Below are 14025 nucleotides of genomic sequence, written 5' to 3'. Positions count from 1 at the left end.
CTATGAGGTGGATTGCGTAATGGCAACCTACGAAATGATCGTAATCGCGATGCTGGTCAGCTTTATCCTGCTGATCTTCACCGGCTTTCCGGTCGCCTGGATACTCGCCGGTGTAGGGGTGGTGTTCAGCGTCGGCTCGGTGATCGCGGCCCAATACTTCGATGTTGATACCTACTTCCTGACCGACTGGCGCATCTTTGGCGTCATGGTGCAGCGAATATATGCCCAGATGTCCAACTGGGTACTGGTGGCGCTCCCCATGTTTATATTCATGGGGCTGATGCTGGACCGCTCCGGCGTCGCCGAAAAGCTGATGAAGAACTTCGTCAACCTGTTTGGCCGCTTCCACGGCGGGCTGGGTGTGGCGGTTGTACTGATCGGTATTCTGCTGGCCGCCTCCACCGGCATCGTAGGTGCTTCGGTTGTTCTGCTCTCCATGCTGTCGCTGCCGGCCATGCTGGAGCAGAAATACTCCAAGTCCTTCGCCTGCGGCATCGTCGCCTCCTCGGGCACCCTCGGCATTCTGATTCCGCCCAGCATCATGCTGATCATCATGGCAGACCAGCTCTCGCTCGCCGTGGGCGATCTATTCATGGGTGCGCTGATTCCCGGTGTGATGCTGGGCCTGATGTACATGGTCTACGTGGTCGTCATCTCAACACTTGTCCCCTCCATGACCAGTCCGCCCAAGGATCTGCCACCGATCACGCCCGGAATGATCATCGATACCCTGAAGGCGGTCGTACCCTCGCTCGGTCTGATTCTGGCCGTGCTGGGCTCAATCTTCTTCGGTATTGCAACGCCGACGGAAGCCGCCGGTGTTGGTGCGCTCGGCGCTACGCTGCTGGCATGGATGAACGGCAATCTGAACATGGAGGTGCTCAAGGACGTCAGCCGCAAGACCAGCCTGACCACCGCCTTCGTATTCGGTATTTTCCTCGGCGCGACCGCTTTCGCTGTGGTGTTGCGCTCGCTCGGCGGCGATGAATTTATCGGCAGTCTGCTGCACTCGATTCCACTCTCGCCGGGTGGCATTGTGGTAGTGATTCTGCTGATTGCCTTTATCGCCGGCTTCTTCCTCGACTGGCTTGAGATCAGCCTGATACTGCTGCCGCTGGTCGGCCCGGTGGTGTCGGCACTCGGTTTCGATCTGACCTGGTTCGTGGTGCTGTTCGCACTGGCGCTGCAGACCTCGTTCCTGACACCGCCGGTGGGCTTCTCGCTGTTCTACCTCAAAGGGGTGGCACCGCCTGAGATTCGCACCGTGGATATCTACAAGGGGGTCATCCCGTTCATCCTGATCCAGTTGACCGCCGTGGCTATGGTGTTCTGGTGGGAGGATCTGGTGCTCTGGTTGCCCGCCGTACGCTACGGCACCGGAGGCTGATACCGGTCCTAAACGCCATTAACAGCTCTCTCCACTCGCACCATTTACGGGTACACCCTCTAGGGTTGTACCCGTTTTTTTGACCTTCAGATGAGATGAAGGCCGGGAGTCGAAACTCCCGGCCTTCGGACGATCAACCCCAGTCGTCCATGCCCGCGGCTGACGCCGCACCTTTTTTATCTTCCGGCATATCGGCAACCATCGCTTCGGTCGTCAGGATCAGACCGGCAATTGAAACCGCGTTCTGCAGTGCAGAGCGGGTGACTTTCGCCGGGTCGATAATGCCCATCTCGAGCATATCGCCATACTCGCCGGTCTGGGCATTGTAGCCGTAGTTACCCTCGCCCGAACGCACAGCATTGAGCACCACACTGGCCTCTTCACCGGCGTTGCTGACAATCTGGCGCAGCGGCTCTTCCATCGCCCGCAGCGCGATTCGCACACCCACCTCCTGATCACGGTTGGCAGCCGAAACACCCTTCTGGGCCAGTTTTGCAGCGGTGCGCACCAGCGCCACGCCACCACCGGCCACAATGCCCTCTTCCACCGCCGCACGGGTCGCGTGTAGAGCATCATCCACCAGATCCTTCTTCTCCTTCATCTCGACCTCGGTGGCGGCCCCCACCTTAATCACGGCAACGCCACCGGCAAGTTTGGCCACGCGCTCCTGAAGTTTTTCGCGGTCATAATCGGAGCTGGTCGCTTCGATCTGCTGACGGATCTGCTGTACACGACCCTCAATCGCCTCGTGGGCACCGGCACCATCAACAATCGTTGTGTTGTCCTTGCTGATGACAACACGCTTGGCGGTGCCAAGCTGCTCAAGCGTTACCGTCTCGAGCGACAGCCCCACCTCTTCCGAGATCACGGTGCCGCCGGACAGCACAGCGATATCCTCCAGCATCGCCTTACGACGATCACCAAAGCCCGGCGCTTTCACGGCAGCCGCCTTGAGGATGCCCCGCAGGTTGTTCACCACCAGTGTGGCAAGTGCTTCTCCCTCGATATCTTCAGCAATGATCAGCAACGGCTTGCCGGATTTGGCCACCGCTTCAAGCGTGGGCAGAAGCTCGCGGATATTGGAGATTTTCTTGTCGCACAGCAGGATGTAGGGGCTATCGAACTCGACCTGCATCTTCTCCTGATTGGTCACGAAGTAGGGCGAGAGATAGCCGCGGTCGAACTGCATACCTTCGACCACCTCAAGCTCGTTCTCCAGCGACTTGCCCTCTTCAACGGTGATCACGCCATCGCGCCCCACCTTCTCCATCGCTTCGGCGAGAATCTCACCGATATCGGCGTTCCAGTTGGCCGAAACGGTAGCAACCTGTCCAATCGCCTTGCCATCGGCACAGGGCGTTGCCAGCGTGTGCAGTTCCTCAACCGCAGCCTTGAGCGTCGCGTCGATACCACGCTTGAGATCCATCGGATTCATACCAGAGGCAATTGCCTTGTGGCCCTCACGGACAATCGCCTGCGCCAGCACCGTCGCGGTTGTGGTACCGTCACCGGCGATATCGGCGGTCTTGGACGCCACCTCCTTCACCATCTGGGCACCCATGTTCTCGAACTTGTCCTTCAGGGTGATCTCTTTCGCAACAGACACGCCGTCCTTGGTCACGCGGGGTGCACCGAAGCTCTTGTCGAGTACGACGTTGCGCCCCTTGGGGCCGAGCGTCACTTTCACCGCATCGGCCAGAATGTTCACACCGGCCAGCATCCGCTCGCGGGCGTTATTGGAAAATTTGACGGTTTTCGCACTCATGCTGCTTTCTCCTCTCACTGAATGTTTTCAATGACGGCCAATACGTCCGACTCACGCATTACGAGCAGCGTCTCGCCATCGAGTTTGATTTCGGTACCCGAATACTTGGCGAACAGCACACGATCACCGACTCTGACATCCAGCTGACGGCGTTCGCCGTTCTCCAGCAGAGCGCCCTCGCCAACGGCGATCACCTCGCCCTGGCTTGGCTTTTCCGCAGAGCTGTCCGGAATCACGATACCCCCCTTGGTTGTGGTCTCGGCGGCAAGGCGCTTGACCACCAGACGGTCATGAAGAGGTCGAATGCTCATACGAAAAGTTCCTCCTTATGTAACCCACTGTTAAACAGGCAATAACAAGAAAAAACCGAACACGATCTCGTGTCCGCCGCTATCAAATATGTGCGCCAAAGCCCAGTTTCAAGGGGCGTTATCTAAAAAATTTTTCAACGAATCGGCGCGCAGCATGAACGGTATTTTTTGCTACTTTTAAGAGGAGTTTGGACATTGGAGGGATAGCCTATGACCAAGGTGTACAAAGCCGGTTTTAACGGTTTGGGTGCGTACTTTCGCGAACAGCTACTGGAGGAATCGAAGCGCCACCCCAACGAGGACACTCGCTGGTATCTTGGTAGCCTGCTGGAGAGATTCAGCCGAAACGATGCCCTTTTCAGCTATCAGGATGGGGACTTCGGCATCCGGCCTCTGGCGCTACTCTACGACGATGCACAACAGTGCACCCAGGAAAGGGAGCGCTGCCAGTTGCTGCGCCAACTGGGCGATCAGGCGCTGTTTCTCGGCGCACTCTTCCCCGAGCATTACGCACGCAAGGGCATACAGCGTGACTATTTTGTCGGCATGGGCGGCGGCGCGTACGACTACCTCGCCTCGCACGCGCTGGAGATGCGCCACATTTTCGCCGAGCTTGCCGCACGTTTCGCCCAGATGCTTGAGCTTATCGCCCGCATCTGCCGTCGATACCGGCACTTCAGCGCCTCGGAAATCATGGCGTTGTACCAACGCTGGCAGCGTACGGGAAACCCCGCACTGGCCACCCAGTTGCAGGCGATGGGCGTCACGCTGGAGCGACTGCCCGATCAACTGCACTGACGCTTGCGGGTACGCCCTGCACGGCGATACCCGCAATTATCCGTTGATCACTGCATGGCCATATCGTCCAGCAGCATACGCATTGCCTTGGCAAGCATACTCTCTGCACCGCGGTGATCGCCCGCGGCATGCAGCTTCATACCCTCATCACGCAGCGCCTGTATTGCAGAGCGCTGCTCGTCGCTCAACTGCACCTTGGACATGGCGCCATCAATGGCCTTGGCATCGGCCGGGCAGTGGCTGGCAAAGGCCGGTGCAGAAAATGCCAGCGCGCAGCCAACGGCCAGCAGGGTTCTTTTCAGAGTGAACATAACAAAGCCCCTCTCATCAGTGGGTCATTTGCTTGGGTTACAGCCAGAGTATAGACCCGAGTGGCCATTCTGCAGGTGATGCACCGGCGTTCGCACATATTCATCTGACCGAAAATGTCATAACAAACAGGCACAACACACCTCAAAAAAAGCCGCCCTATTTCACGTAATGAGCGGCCTGCCAGTTTTTGCCAGCGAAACTGGCCGCTTTTGTCATTGGCGCATTGCAGTCCATCAACCATGCTTACTCCCATAGAGCGCGCCATTTCAGGCGGAAAAATAAGAAGACCCCCAACAAGAGGGATGGGCTATGCCGGAATACAAGGCACCTCAACGCGATATTCAGTTCGTGCTTAATGATCTTTTGCAGATGGAGCAGCACTACCAGTCACTGCCCGGTTGCGAAGACGCCACCCCGGATATGGTCAGCGCCATTATCGAAGAGGGTGCGCGCTTCGCCGAGCGTGTACTCTCACCACTGAACAGCGTCGGCGATCAGCAGGGCTGCACCTTCAAGGATGGCGAAGTCACCACCCCCGAGGGCTTTCGTGACGCCTACCAGCAGTTTGTCGAGGGCGGCTGGCCGTCGCTGTCGCACAGCCCCGAATTCGGTGGCCAGGGTCTGCCGGAATCGATCGGCATCGTCATCAACGAGATGGTGGGCACCGCAAACTGGTCCTGGAGCATGTACCCGGGCCTTAGCCACGGTGCCATGAACACGCTGGAAGCGCACGGCACCGACGAGCAGAAGCAAACCTACCTGACCAAACTGGTGTCCGGTGAGTGGACCGGCACCATGTGCCTGACCGAACCCCACTGCGGCACCGACCTTGGCCTGTTGCGCACCAAAGCCGAACCAAACGACGACGGCAGCTACCGCATCAGCGGTACCAAGATCTTTATCTCGGCCGGTGAACACGACATGGCCGACAACATCATCCATATTGTGCTGGCGCGCCTGCCGGATGCACCCGAGGGCACCAAGGGTATCTCGCTGTTTATCGTGCCCAAGTTCATGCCCACCGCGTCAGGCGATGCTGGTGAGCGTAACGCCGTCAGCTGCGGCTCGCTTGAACACAAAATGGGGATACACGGCAACTCCACCTGCGTGATGAACTTCGACGGTGCCACCGGCTACCTGATCGGCCCGCCGAACAAGGGGCTCAACTGCATGTTCACCTTCATGAACACGGCACGCCTTGGTACCGCATTGCAGGGGCTGGCGCACGCCGAATGGGGCTTCCAGAACTCCCTGACCTACGCCCGCGAGCGATTGCAGATGCGCGCACTGAACGGCCCGGCAGCGCCTGACAAAGCCGCCGATCCCATCATTGTGCACCCAGAGGTGCGCAAGATGCTGCTGACGCAGAAAGCGATCGCCGAAGGCGGACGTGCGCTGATCTACTACTGCGCCCAGCTGGTGGACAAGGTCAAACTGGCAAGCGAAGAGGAGAAAGCGCTGGCCGATACCCAGCTCGCCCTGCTGACCCCCATCGCCAAGGCGTTTCTCACCGAGCTGGGCTTTGAGAGCGCCAACCACGGTTTGCAGGTCTACGGCGGCCACGGCTACATCAGTGAATGGGGTATGGAGCAGAACGTGCGTGATAGCCGCATCTCCATGTTGTACGAGGGCACCACACAGATACAGGCACTGGACCTGCTCGGCCGTAAGGTGCTGATGAGCGAAGGCAAAACCCTTATGGCCTTCACCAAAGTGATCCACAGATTCTGTGAAGCCGCTGCCGATGAGCCGAAGATGCGCGCCTTTGTGGGCCCGCTGGCGAAACATAACAAAGAGTGGGGCGAGCTGACCCAGCAACTGGGCATGAAAGCGATGATGAACCGAGAAGAGGTAGGGGCCGCCTCGGTGGACTACCTGATGTACTCAGGCTACGTGACGCTGGCCTACTTCTGGGCCCGCATGGCGCAGGTAGCGCAGCAGAAACTCGCCGAAGGCAGTGGCGATGCCGCCTTCTACCGCGCCAAGCTGACCACCGCCCGATTCTACTTCGAGCGCATGCTGCCACGTACACGCTCACTGGTAGAGACGATGCTGTCCGGCTCGGATAACCTGATGGCACTGGACGAAGACCACTTCGCCTTTTAAGCCACAATCGCCGACGGTGCACCTCTTTTCGGGCACCCTCGGCTCCATCTCTGACAGCCCAATAACAACACATCAGGTAGATGATGGACAACCCACTACTCACCGGACAGAGCATTCCGGCGGAGCTCAATCCCGAGGGCTACCGCAACATCCCCGAATTCTTCGCCGCAAGCTGCCAGCGCTATGCTGATAAACCGGCATTTACCAGCTTTGGCCGTACTCTCAGCTACCGCGAACTCGACCACCTCTCGGGCGCGTTTGCCTGCTACTTGCAGCGCGAGACCGATCTCAAACCGGGTGATCGCATCGCCATACAACTGCCCAACCTTATTCAGTATCCGGTGGTGGCCTTTGGCGCACTGCGCGCAGGACTGGTGATCGTTAACACGAACCCGCTCTACACCGCCGCCGAGATGGCGCATCAATTTCGCGACAGCGGCGCCAAGGCGCTGGTGATCCACAAATCGATGGCGCACAAGGCACAGGCGATACTGGCCGATACCGATATCCGGCACATCGTTCTGACTCAGGCTGGCGACCTGCACGGTTTCGCCAAGCGCCACCTGATCAACGCGGCGGTGAAGTACGTCAAAAAGATGGAACCGCCCTTCAGCCTGCCCGGTGCCATCGGCCTGCGCAGCGCCCTGCTCAAGCATATCGACCGCACACCTGCGCCTGTCGAGCGCAGCCCGTCCGATCTGGCTGCACTGCAGTACACAGGCGGCACCACCGGTGTGTCGAAAGGGGCCATGCTCACCCACGCCAACCTGATATCCAACATGCAGCAGGCGATACGGGTGATAGAAGCAGTGGGCGAGGATTGGTCCCACACGGTGATCGCACCACTGCCGCTTTACCACATCTACGCATTTACCGTCTCCCAGGTAGTGCTCGCCAGTGGCGGCCACAGCGTGCTGATTCCCGACCCGCGCGATATTAATGGCTTCGTAAAAGAGCTGAAAAACTGGCCGGCAACCGCCTTTATGGGCCTGAACACCCTGTTTATCGCCCTGTGCAACAACGCCGCCTTCCGCACACTGAATTTCAACAAACTGAAGATTACCTTGTCAGGCGGCATGGCGCTGACCAACGCCGCCTCGAAACAGTGGCAGAGCGTCACCGGCTGCACCATCTGCGAAGCTTACGGGCTGACCGAAACCTCGCCTGCCGTTGCGATCAACCCGCCCCATGGCATACGCGTCGGCACTATCGGCGTGCCGATCCCGGCCACCGAAACCAGCATCCGCGGGCCGGATGGACAGGCCCTGCCCGATGGCGAAGCCGGTGAGCTGTGCATCCGGGGGCCGCAGGTGATGGCCGGTTACTGGCAGCGTGTTGAGGATACCCGGGCCAGTTTTACCCCGGACGGCTTTCTCAAGACCGGCGATATCGCCGTACGCGAGCCGGACGGCTACCTGCGCATTGTCGACCGCTCCAAGGATATGATCATTGTCTCGGGCTTTAACGTGTACCCCAACGAGATTGAGGATGTGGTCACCTCGCACCCGGGTGTGGTTGAGTGTGCCGCTATCGGCATCCCCGACCCCACTTGTGGCGAGGTGGTGAAATTGGTGGTGGTGCGCAAGGACGATCAGCTCGATATCGACTCGATCCGCAGCTGGTGCCGCGAGCGTCTGACCCGCTATAAAGTCCCCAAGGTGATTGAACTGGCCGACGAGCTACCAAAAACCAATGTGGGCAAGGTGATGCGCCGGGCGCTCAAAACCGGCAGCCCACTTACCGACCGGCAGGAGGCCACCCATGCCGTTGACTAAACCGGCACGCCGCCGCCAGATCCACACCCGGCAGGTGCACTGCCTCGGCTTCGAGCGTGACGATGGCCTGTGGGATATCGAAGCGCGAATGACCGACACCAAAACCCGCGATGTGGATAACGAATACCGCGGCGGCGGTTATGTCAGCGCCGGCGAGCCATTTCATGATATGTGGATGCGTCTGACGCTGGACGAGCGGCTGACCATTCACCAGGTGGAGGCGGCTATCGATGCCTCGCCCTTCCCCGCCTGCCCCGCAATCGCCGAGGCTTTCCGGCAACTGGAAGGCACCCGCATAGGCCCGGGCTGGAGTCGCCAAACCAAAGAGCTGCTCGGGGGCATCAAGGGCTGCACCCATCTCAACGAGCTGCTGATCCCGCTGGCCACCACTGCGGTGCAGACGCTCTGGCCCGGCGATCGGGACGATCTCATAGAGCAAGCCTCGAACGTGATGCTCAACAGCTGCCACGGCTGGTCGCAAAGCGGCGAGGTGATCCGCCGACATATACCGCATCTCTACATTCCGGAAACGGACGCGTCAGAACGAGGACATTAACGTTATGGCTATTCCAACAGCATTCGACGGCCGCCTGAGCCTGCCACTGGTCGCCGCCCCCATGTTTCTGGTCTCAGGGCCAGAGCTGGTAATCGAAACCTGCAAAGCCGGCGTTATCGGCACCTTCCCGGCCCTGAACGAGCGCACCAGCGAAGGGTTCGAGCAGTGGCTAAACCAGATCGAAGGTGCTCTGGCCGAACACGATGCAAACCACCCCACACCCTCGGCGCCCTTTGGCGTGAACCTGATTGTGCATCAGACCAACCCACGCCTGCGTCAGGATCTGGAGCTGATCGTCAAACACCGCGTGCCGATGGTGATCACCTCGCTCGGTGCTGTGCGCGAAGTGGTGGATGCGGTGCACAGCTACGGGGGGCTGGTGTTCCACGATGTGACCAACATCCGCCACGCCCGCAAGGCGGCCGAGGCTGGCGTCGATGGCCTGATCGCCGTGTGCGCCGGTGCCGGCGGACACGCCGGTACGCTAAGCCCCTTCGCATTGATCAACGAGATCCGCCAGTTTTTCACCGGCACAGTGCTACTCTCTGGCTGTCTATCCAGCGGACGCGATATCGCCACCGCCCGTATGCTCGGTGCCGATCTTGCCTATGCTGGTACGCGCTTTATCAACACCCGCGAAAGCCGCGCAAGCGATGGCTACAAGCAGATGATTACCGAGTGCAGCGCCTCCGATATCGTCTATACACCGAAGATATCGGGCATCCCCGCCAACTTCCTGAAACCGAGCCTTGCCGAAGCCGGCATCGACTCCGACTCGGCCGGTACCAAAGAGGTAGACCTCGGCAAAGAGCTGACCGCCCCGAAAGAGGGTGCCAGAGCCTGGAAAACCATCTGGTCCGCAGGGCAAGGTGTAGGATCAATCCACGACCTGCCTCACACAGCCGAGCTGATTCAGCGTATGCGCCGTGAGTTCAGCGACGCGGTAAATGGATTTAACCGGGACAACGCCGGGTATCTGGAGTGAACATGGCCATTCTCGAACGGATCGACCACACACTGGGCGTTGTTGAGCTAAGGCTCAATCGCCCCGACAAGAAAAACGCCCTGACCCGCGACATGTATGCACTGTTGGTCGAGCAGCTCAACGCTGCCGCGGAGGACGACACCACCCGGGCGCTGCTGATCAGCGGTGAAGGCGATGCCTTTTGCGCCGGAAACGATATCGCGGACTTCTTAAGCGGTGCGCAGGACCCACGCCAGTTGCAGATCATCATCCGTTTTCTGCACACCTTGGTGGACTTCCCCAAACCCCTGCTTGCCGCCGTACACGGCGATGCCGTCGGCATCGGCACCACTGTGCTGCTGCACTGTGACACCGTTATCGCCGCCGACACCCTGAAATGCCAGATGCCCTTTGTACGGCTCGGCCTGGTGCCCGAAGGCGGCAGCAGCCTGCTACTGCCCCAGCGCCTCGGCCAGCGACTGGCATTCGAACTCCTCGTAGAGGGCAAGCCCTTTGGTGCCGCCGAGGCGATGCAGTTAGGGCTGGTTAATCAGGTGGTGACCGCATCCGACCTTGCAAACCTGGCACTTGCGCGCGCCAGCGCCATTGCAGCCCTCCCCCCCGATGCGGTGCGCATCAGCAAAAAGATGCTGAAAGCCCAGCAACGGGACGAGCTGCACAGCGTGATTGATGCCGAAGCCAAACTGTTCGCACAGCGCCTTAGCTCACCCGAGGCCCAGAGCGCCTTCATGGCTTTCCTCAACACGAACAACTGAATGTCGGCCTTGATAAGCGGGCTTACTTCTGTGACGCTCGCGAGTTTCAACAAATGGCTGCCCCAGCGTCGGCACTGAATTTGGCCTAACCTAGAAAGGGTTCCGGTCAGCTTTCAAGATCGTCCAAACACTCACGCTGTGTTGAATTCATTATCGATGAAGACCGCATTTTTGTTGTCTGTAGCAGTACTGGTCTCGACGTTGACAGGCTGTGTTGTCATTCCGATACCAAGTACAGCGCCCTACCCTGCTGATCGATTGGCAGAACTCGGCACTCCCGGCGCTGACAGGCAGCGAGTCCGCCGTCTATTGGGTCAACCCAAGGCCGTGAAATCGGGAGGAAGGTTCTGGTTCTATTCGACCGTGCGAGAGCGGGCGGGCGTAATAGCCGGCACCTCTAGCGCTGTTCTAGTGGACTATGAATGGCTCGGTGTTCAGTTTGACGATGCTGATCAGGTCATCTTCTACGAGTTCAACGATGATGCCCATGGCTGCCTCAGTAACGGAATCTGCCACATGCAGTGGTTGTACGCAGAACCGCCTGTAGACCCCGTGATGACAGCCCCCACCGCCCTTGACGAGCAGGCCAAGCAATACAAGGTGGAGCCGGGGCAATGTGCCGTCTATCTCTATCTGGAATCCACGCGACCCAAGTGGGCCTCAATGCCGGTCAATATCGTTGTTGATGGCCAGCCATATGGAACAACCAATCACGCCACGTATCTGTTTATTGTTCATCCTGAAGGCGAGCTCCGACTCCAAGCCTATCAATATGAAAAACATAAACATGACAAAGGCCTGAAGTGCTCTTCCGGCAAGCAGTATTACCTCAGAGCGAGAGAGGGGTTGTTTACAGAAATTGAGGGAGGCTTGGAATCCGTACCAACCGACATGGGTGCGCCCGAGGTACAAAAGCGGCGACTCGCACTGCCCAATTGAAGAGTTCTGATGCAGGTACATGGCTATCGACCTTAGCTGACATGGTGGAAAGAGCTACCGTACCGGCTGTTATTGGCCCAAAGCCGACATCAGGCGTGACGTTCCCTAGGCGAGCTATAGGCACAAAGCTGCCACCCATTACTCATACAAATAACCGATGCTGAGGTTTTGATGTGTCTAGAGGAATAGGGTCAATTCAGGAGTCTGGTAGCGCAGGCACATCGTCGATTCGACTCGCACCAACCATATCAGACTAAACTTGTCGGGTTACCCCCAATTGGAAGCAAATGATTTCTAATTCAAGTGGATGGTAGTACAGCTGAATATCCTGCTCTTGCGAGAAAATTTCGGTAAAGAAATCACTCAGAATCTATAGATTTAAAAAAGCCTTCCTGCGCAGTTGCAGGAAGGCCAAGAGAGCCACCTCAGGCGAGGTGATGGAGACTCAGCCACCGTAGACCCAGTTCACCAAGCCCAGTGAGACGCTTGGCACGTAGGTGACCAGCAGCAACAGCGCGATCAGCACGCCGATGAACGGCAGGTTGGCGCGGGTGGTGGACCACATGTCCACCTTGGCAATGGAGCAGGCCGTTGCCAGCACGCTGGCCACTGGCGGGGTCTGCTGACCGATCGCCAAATTCAACGTTACGATAATGCCAAAGTGGATCGGATCGATACCCACCTGCTGGACCAGCGGCAGTACCATCGGCACCACTAGGATGATCGCGGCGGCGCCATGCAGGAACATGCCCAGCACGAAGAACAGCAGGTTCAACAGCATCAGCACCGCGATCTGATCGTCCGTGACAGAGATGATAGCTTGGGCCATCTCCTGCGGCAGACGCGCCTCGGTCAGGTACAGGCCCAGCAGCGCGGAGGTGGCCACCAGCAACATTACCGCTGCAGTCTGCACCGAAGCCCGCACCATACACTTGTAGAGATGCTGCAGCGTCAGCTCACGGTACACCACGAAGCCGATGAACAGCGCCGCCACCACCGCTAGGCCAGCGCCTTCGGTGGCGGTTACCACGCCGCCGAAGATCCCGCCCAGAATGATCACCGGCAGCATCAGCGCCCAGCTGGCGTCGCGCAGCTTCTGGCGCAGCACTTTAAAGCTGAACGCTTCTTCCCGCGGCAGGTTGTAGCGCACGGCGAAGTAGTAGGACAGCGCCATCAGCAAGCCACCACCGAGCACACCCGGGATCACCCCGGCCAGGAACAGTTTGACGATCGAGGTATCGGCAATCGCCCCGTACAGGATCATCGAGATCGACGGCGGAATGATGATCGCCAGCGAGGCAGACGACGAGGTCACCGCCGCCACAAAGGCCGGCTTGTAACCCTTTTTCTTCATCGCCGGCATCAGCACGCTGCCGGTGGCGGCCACGTCGGCCACCGCCGAACCGGAGATTTCAGCGAAGAACATCGACACGCCGATATTGACCATCGCCAGCCCGCCGCGCACGAAGCCGATCATCGCCGACACCAGGTCGATCAGCCGGCGCGAGATACTGGAGATGTTCATCAGCTCGCCGGCCAACACGAACAGCGGGATCGCCAGCAGCGGGAAGCTGGTGGCACCGTCAAACAGGGTCAGCGGCACATTGAGCAGGGTATCACTGCCCTGCGCCAGCACCATTCCGATCAGCGCCACCACCCCGATCGCCACGGCGATCGGCACATTGATCAGCACCATCGCCAGCAGGCCGCCGAACAGCATCAGATAGGTCATGATTTGGCTCCTGCAGGCTGAAACGCTTGATGTTTGGATCCGAACAGTTGATCGCTCAGCCCCGCCTCTTCAGCATACTCCTCAAGCTCGGCCTGATCGGCGCTACGGCCTGCGGCCAGATCCGCCAAGGCACGCGGCAGCGACAGCAACTCGGCCAGCACGATCAGTGCCGCCCCCAAAGGAATCACCGAATGGGTCAGCAGGGTCGGCACCCAGGGCAGGCTGATCATGGTCTCGCCGGCGAAGAATTCGAGCACCACCGCGCCATACCAGGCGACCAGAGCGAAAAAGCCCAGCACGATCAGCTCTGAGAGCCAGAATGCGGCCAGTCGCAGCGAGCCTTTCAAACTGTAGAGCAGACCGCTGAAGCCCAGTTGGGCCCGTTTGATGGTGGCGGTCGCCGCACCGTAGTAAGTGATCCAGACCAGTAGCACCGACGCCACCTCGTCGTACCAGATCAGTGACGCGCCCAGTTTGCGCATCACCACCCCGTACACGATGACGAAGGTCATCGACGCGATCAGCCCCACCGATATCGCTTCGAGCGTCCGCTCGACCCAGGTTGCCAGGTTTTTCAACATGATCTTGCTACTCCTGGCCGGAA

The 14025-nt window shown here is 59.1% G+C and carries 13 protein-coding genes; 8 read left to right on the top strand and 5 right to left on the bottom strand.

Features of this window, described 5'->3' with window-relative positions; all coding sequences use genetic code 11:
• The first annotated feature begins 19 nt into the window (after positions 1 to 19).
• Entirely contained in the window at positions 20 to 1387 is a 1368-nt protein-coding gene (locus ADIMK_RS08545) for a TRAP transporter large permease (RefSeq protein ID WP_036186342.1), read from the top strand.
• Positions 1388 to 1520: 133 nt separating this feature from the next.
• On the opposite strand, the gene groL is transcribed toward ADIMK_RS08545, so the two are convergent.
• The gene (gene groL / locus ADIMK_RS08540; RefSeq protein WP_036186340.1) at positions 1521 to 3152 is read right to left on the bottom strand and encodes a chaperonin GroEL; all 1632 of its coding nucleotides are present in this window, start codon (positions 3150 to 3152) and stop codon (positions 1521 to 1523) included.
• A gap of 14 nt (positions 3153 to 3166) precedes the next feature.
• Entirely contained in the window at positions 3167 to 3463 is a 297-nt protein-coding gene (gene groES / locus ADIMK_RS08535; RefSeq protein ID WP_036186339.1) for a co-chaperone GroES, read from the bottom strand.
• Between the two features lie 210 nt (positions 3464 to 3673).
• Here groES and ADIMK_RS08530 point away from each other — a divergent pair, with 210 nt between their 5' ends.
• Positions 3674 to 4261, top strand: a complete 588-nt coding sequence (locus tag ADIMK_RS08530) for a hypothetical protein (protein WP_051692725.1) — start codon at positions 3674 to 3676, stop codon at positions 4259 to 4261.
• 47 nt (positions 4262 to 4308) lie between these two features.
• Here the strand turns inward: ADIMK_RS08530 and ADIMK_RS08525 are convergent, their stop codons facing one another.
• The gene (locus ADIMK_RS08525; RefSeq protein ID WP_051692722.1) at positions 4309 to 4572 is read right to left on the bottom strand and encodes a PA2433 domain-containing protein; all 264 of its coding nucleotides are present in this window, start codon (positions 4570 to 4572) and stop codon (positions 4309 to 4311) included.
• A 310-nt stretch (positions 4573 to 4882) separates the two neighbouring features.
• On the opposite strand from ADIMK_RS08525, the gene ADIMK_RS08520 reads away from it, so the two are divergent.
• The 6 genes from ADIMK_RS08520 to ADIMK_RS08495 all read left to right on the top strand — a co-directional run bounded on the left by ADIMK_RS08520 (position 4883) and on the right by ADIMK_RS08495 (position 11689).
• On the top strand, positions 4883 to 6679 hold the full coding sequence (locus tag ADIMK_RS08520) for an acyl-CoA dehydrogenase C-terminal domain-containing protein (protein WP_036186337.1): 1797 nt from the start codon (positions 4883 to 4885) through the stop codon (positions 6677 to 6679).
• Positions 6680 to 6762: 83 nt separating this feature from the next.
• Positions 6763 to 8454, top strand: a complete 1692-nt coding sequence (locus ADIMK_RS08515) for an AMP-binding protein (RefSeq protein ID WP_438267747.1) — start codon at positions 6763 to 6765, stop codon at positions 8452 to 8454.
• On the top strand, positions 8441 to 9010 hold the full coding sequence (locus ADIMK_RS08510) for a DUF2889 domain-containing protein (RefSeq protein ID WP_036186333.1): 570 nt from the start codon (positions 8441 to 8443) through the stop codon (positions 9008 to 9010). The genes ADIMK_RS08515 and ADIMK_RS08510 overlap by 14 nt, the downstream gene beginning before the upstream one ends.
• Before the next feature lie 4 nt (positions 9011 to 9014).
• Entirely contained in the window at positions 9015 to 9995 is a 981-nt protein-coding gene (locus ADIMK_RS08505) for an NAD(P)H-dependent flavin oxidoreductase (RefSeq protein WP_036186330.1), read from the top strand.
• 2 nt (positions 9996 to 9997) lie between these two features.
• On the top strand, positions 9998 to 10750 hold the full coding sequence (locus ADIMK_RS08500; protein ID WP_036186329.1) for an enoyl-CoA hydratase/isomerase family protein: 753 nt from the start codon (positions 9998 to 10000) through the stop codon (positions 10748 to 10750).
• A gap of 156 nt (positions 10751 to 10906) precedes the next feature.
• Positions 10907 to 11689, top strand: coding sequence for a hypothetical protein (locus ADIMK_RS08495; protein WP_156042852.1), 783 nt, complete (start codon positions 10907 to 10909; stop codon positions 11687 to 11689).
• A gap of 445 nt (positions 11690 to 12134) precedes the next feature.
• Here ADIMK_RS08495 and ADIMK_RS08490 read toward each other — a convergent pair whose 3' ends face one another.
• Both ADIMK_RS08490 and ADIMK_RS08485 read right to left on the bottom strand, forming a co-directional pair.
• The gene (locus tag ADIMK_RS08490) at positions 12135 to 13421 is read right to left on the bottom strand and encodes a TRAP transporter large permease (protein WP_036186327.1); all 1287 of its coding nucleotides are present in this window, start codon (positions 13419 to 13421) and stop codon (positions 12135 to 12137) included.
• Positions 13418 to 14002 carry a TRAP transporter small permease gene (locus tag ADIMK_RS08485; protein ID WP_036186324.1) on the bottom strand — a complete coding sequence of 195 codons (585 nt, stop codon included), beginning with the start codon at positions 14000 to 14002 and terminating at the stop codon, positions 13418 to 13420. The genes ADIMK_RS08490 and ADIMK_RS08485 overlap by 4 nt, the downstream gene beginning before the upstream one ends.
• Positions 14003 to 14025 lie beyond the last annotated feature (23 nt).

The organism is Marinobacterium lacunae, from assembly GCF_000705555.1.
Lineage (GTDB): Bacteria > Pseudomonadota > Gammaproteobacteria > Pseudomonadales > Balneatricaceae > Marinobacterium_D > Marinobacterium_D lacunae.
This window is presented reverse-complemented; position numbering and strand designations above follow the sequence as displayed.

Bases quoted from the DNA above. Each gene is read 5' to 3' on its own strand.
- ADIMK_RS08490 (WP_036186327.1), bottom strand. From the start codon at position 13,421: ATGACCTATCTGATGCTGTTCGGCGGCCTGCTGGCGATGGTGCTGATC.
- ADIMK_RS08510 (WP_036186333.1), top strand. From the start codon at position 8,441: ATGCCGTTGACTAAACCGGCACGCCGCCGCCAGATCCACACCCGGCAG.
- ADIMK_RS08500 (WP_036186329.1), top strand. From the start codon at position 9,998: ATGGCCATTCTCGAACGGATCGACCACACACTGGGCGTTGTTGAGCTA.
- ADIMK_RS08545 (WP_036186342.1), top strand. From the start codon at position 20: ATGGCAACCTACGAAATGATCGTAATCGCGATGCTGGTCAGCTTTATC.
- ADIMK_RS08485 (WP_036186324.1), bottom strand. From the start codon at position 14,002: ATGTTGAAAAACCTGGCAACCTGGGTCGAGCGGACGCTCGAAGCGATA.
- ADIMK_RS08530 (WP_051692725.1), top strand. From the start codon at position 3,674: ATGACCAAGGTGTACAAAGCCGGTTTTAACGGTTTGGGTGCGTACTTT.
- ADIMK_RS08525 (WP_051692722.1), bottom strand. From the start codon at position 4,572: ATGTTCACTCTGAAAAGAACCCTGCTGGCCGTTGGCTGCGCGCTGGCA.
- groES (WP_036186339.1), bottom strand. From the start codon at position 3,463: ATGAGCATTCGACCTCTTCATGACCGTCTGGTGGTCAAGCGCCTTGCC.
- groL (WP_036186340.1), bottom strand. From the start codon at position 3,152: ATGAGTGCGAAAACCGTCAAATTTTCCAATAACGCCCGCGAGCGGATG.
- ADIMK_RS08520 (WP_036186337.1), top strand. From the start codon at position 4,883: ATGCCGGAATACAAGGCACCTCAACGCGATATTCAGTTCGTGCTTAAT.
- ADIMK_RS08495 (WP_156042852.1), top strand. From the start codon at position 10,907: ATGAAGACCGCATTTTTGTTGTCTGTAGCAGTACTGGTCTCGACGTTG.
- ADIMK_RS08515 (WP_438267747.1), top strand. From the start codon at position 6,763: ATGGACAACCCACTACTCACCGGACAGAGCATTCCGGCGGAGCTCAAT.
- ADIMK_RS08505 (WP_036186330.1), top strand. From the start codon at position 9,015: ATGGCTATTCCAACAGCATTCGACGGCCGCCTGAGCCTGCCACTGGTC.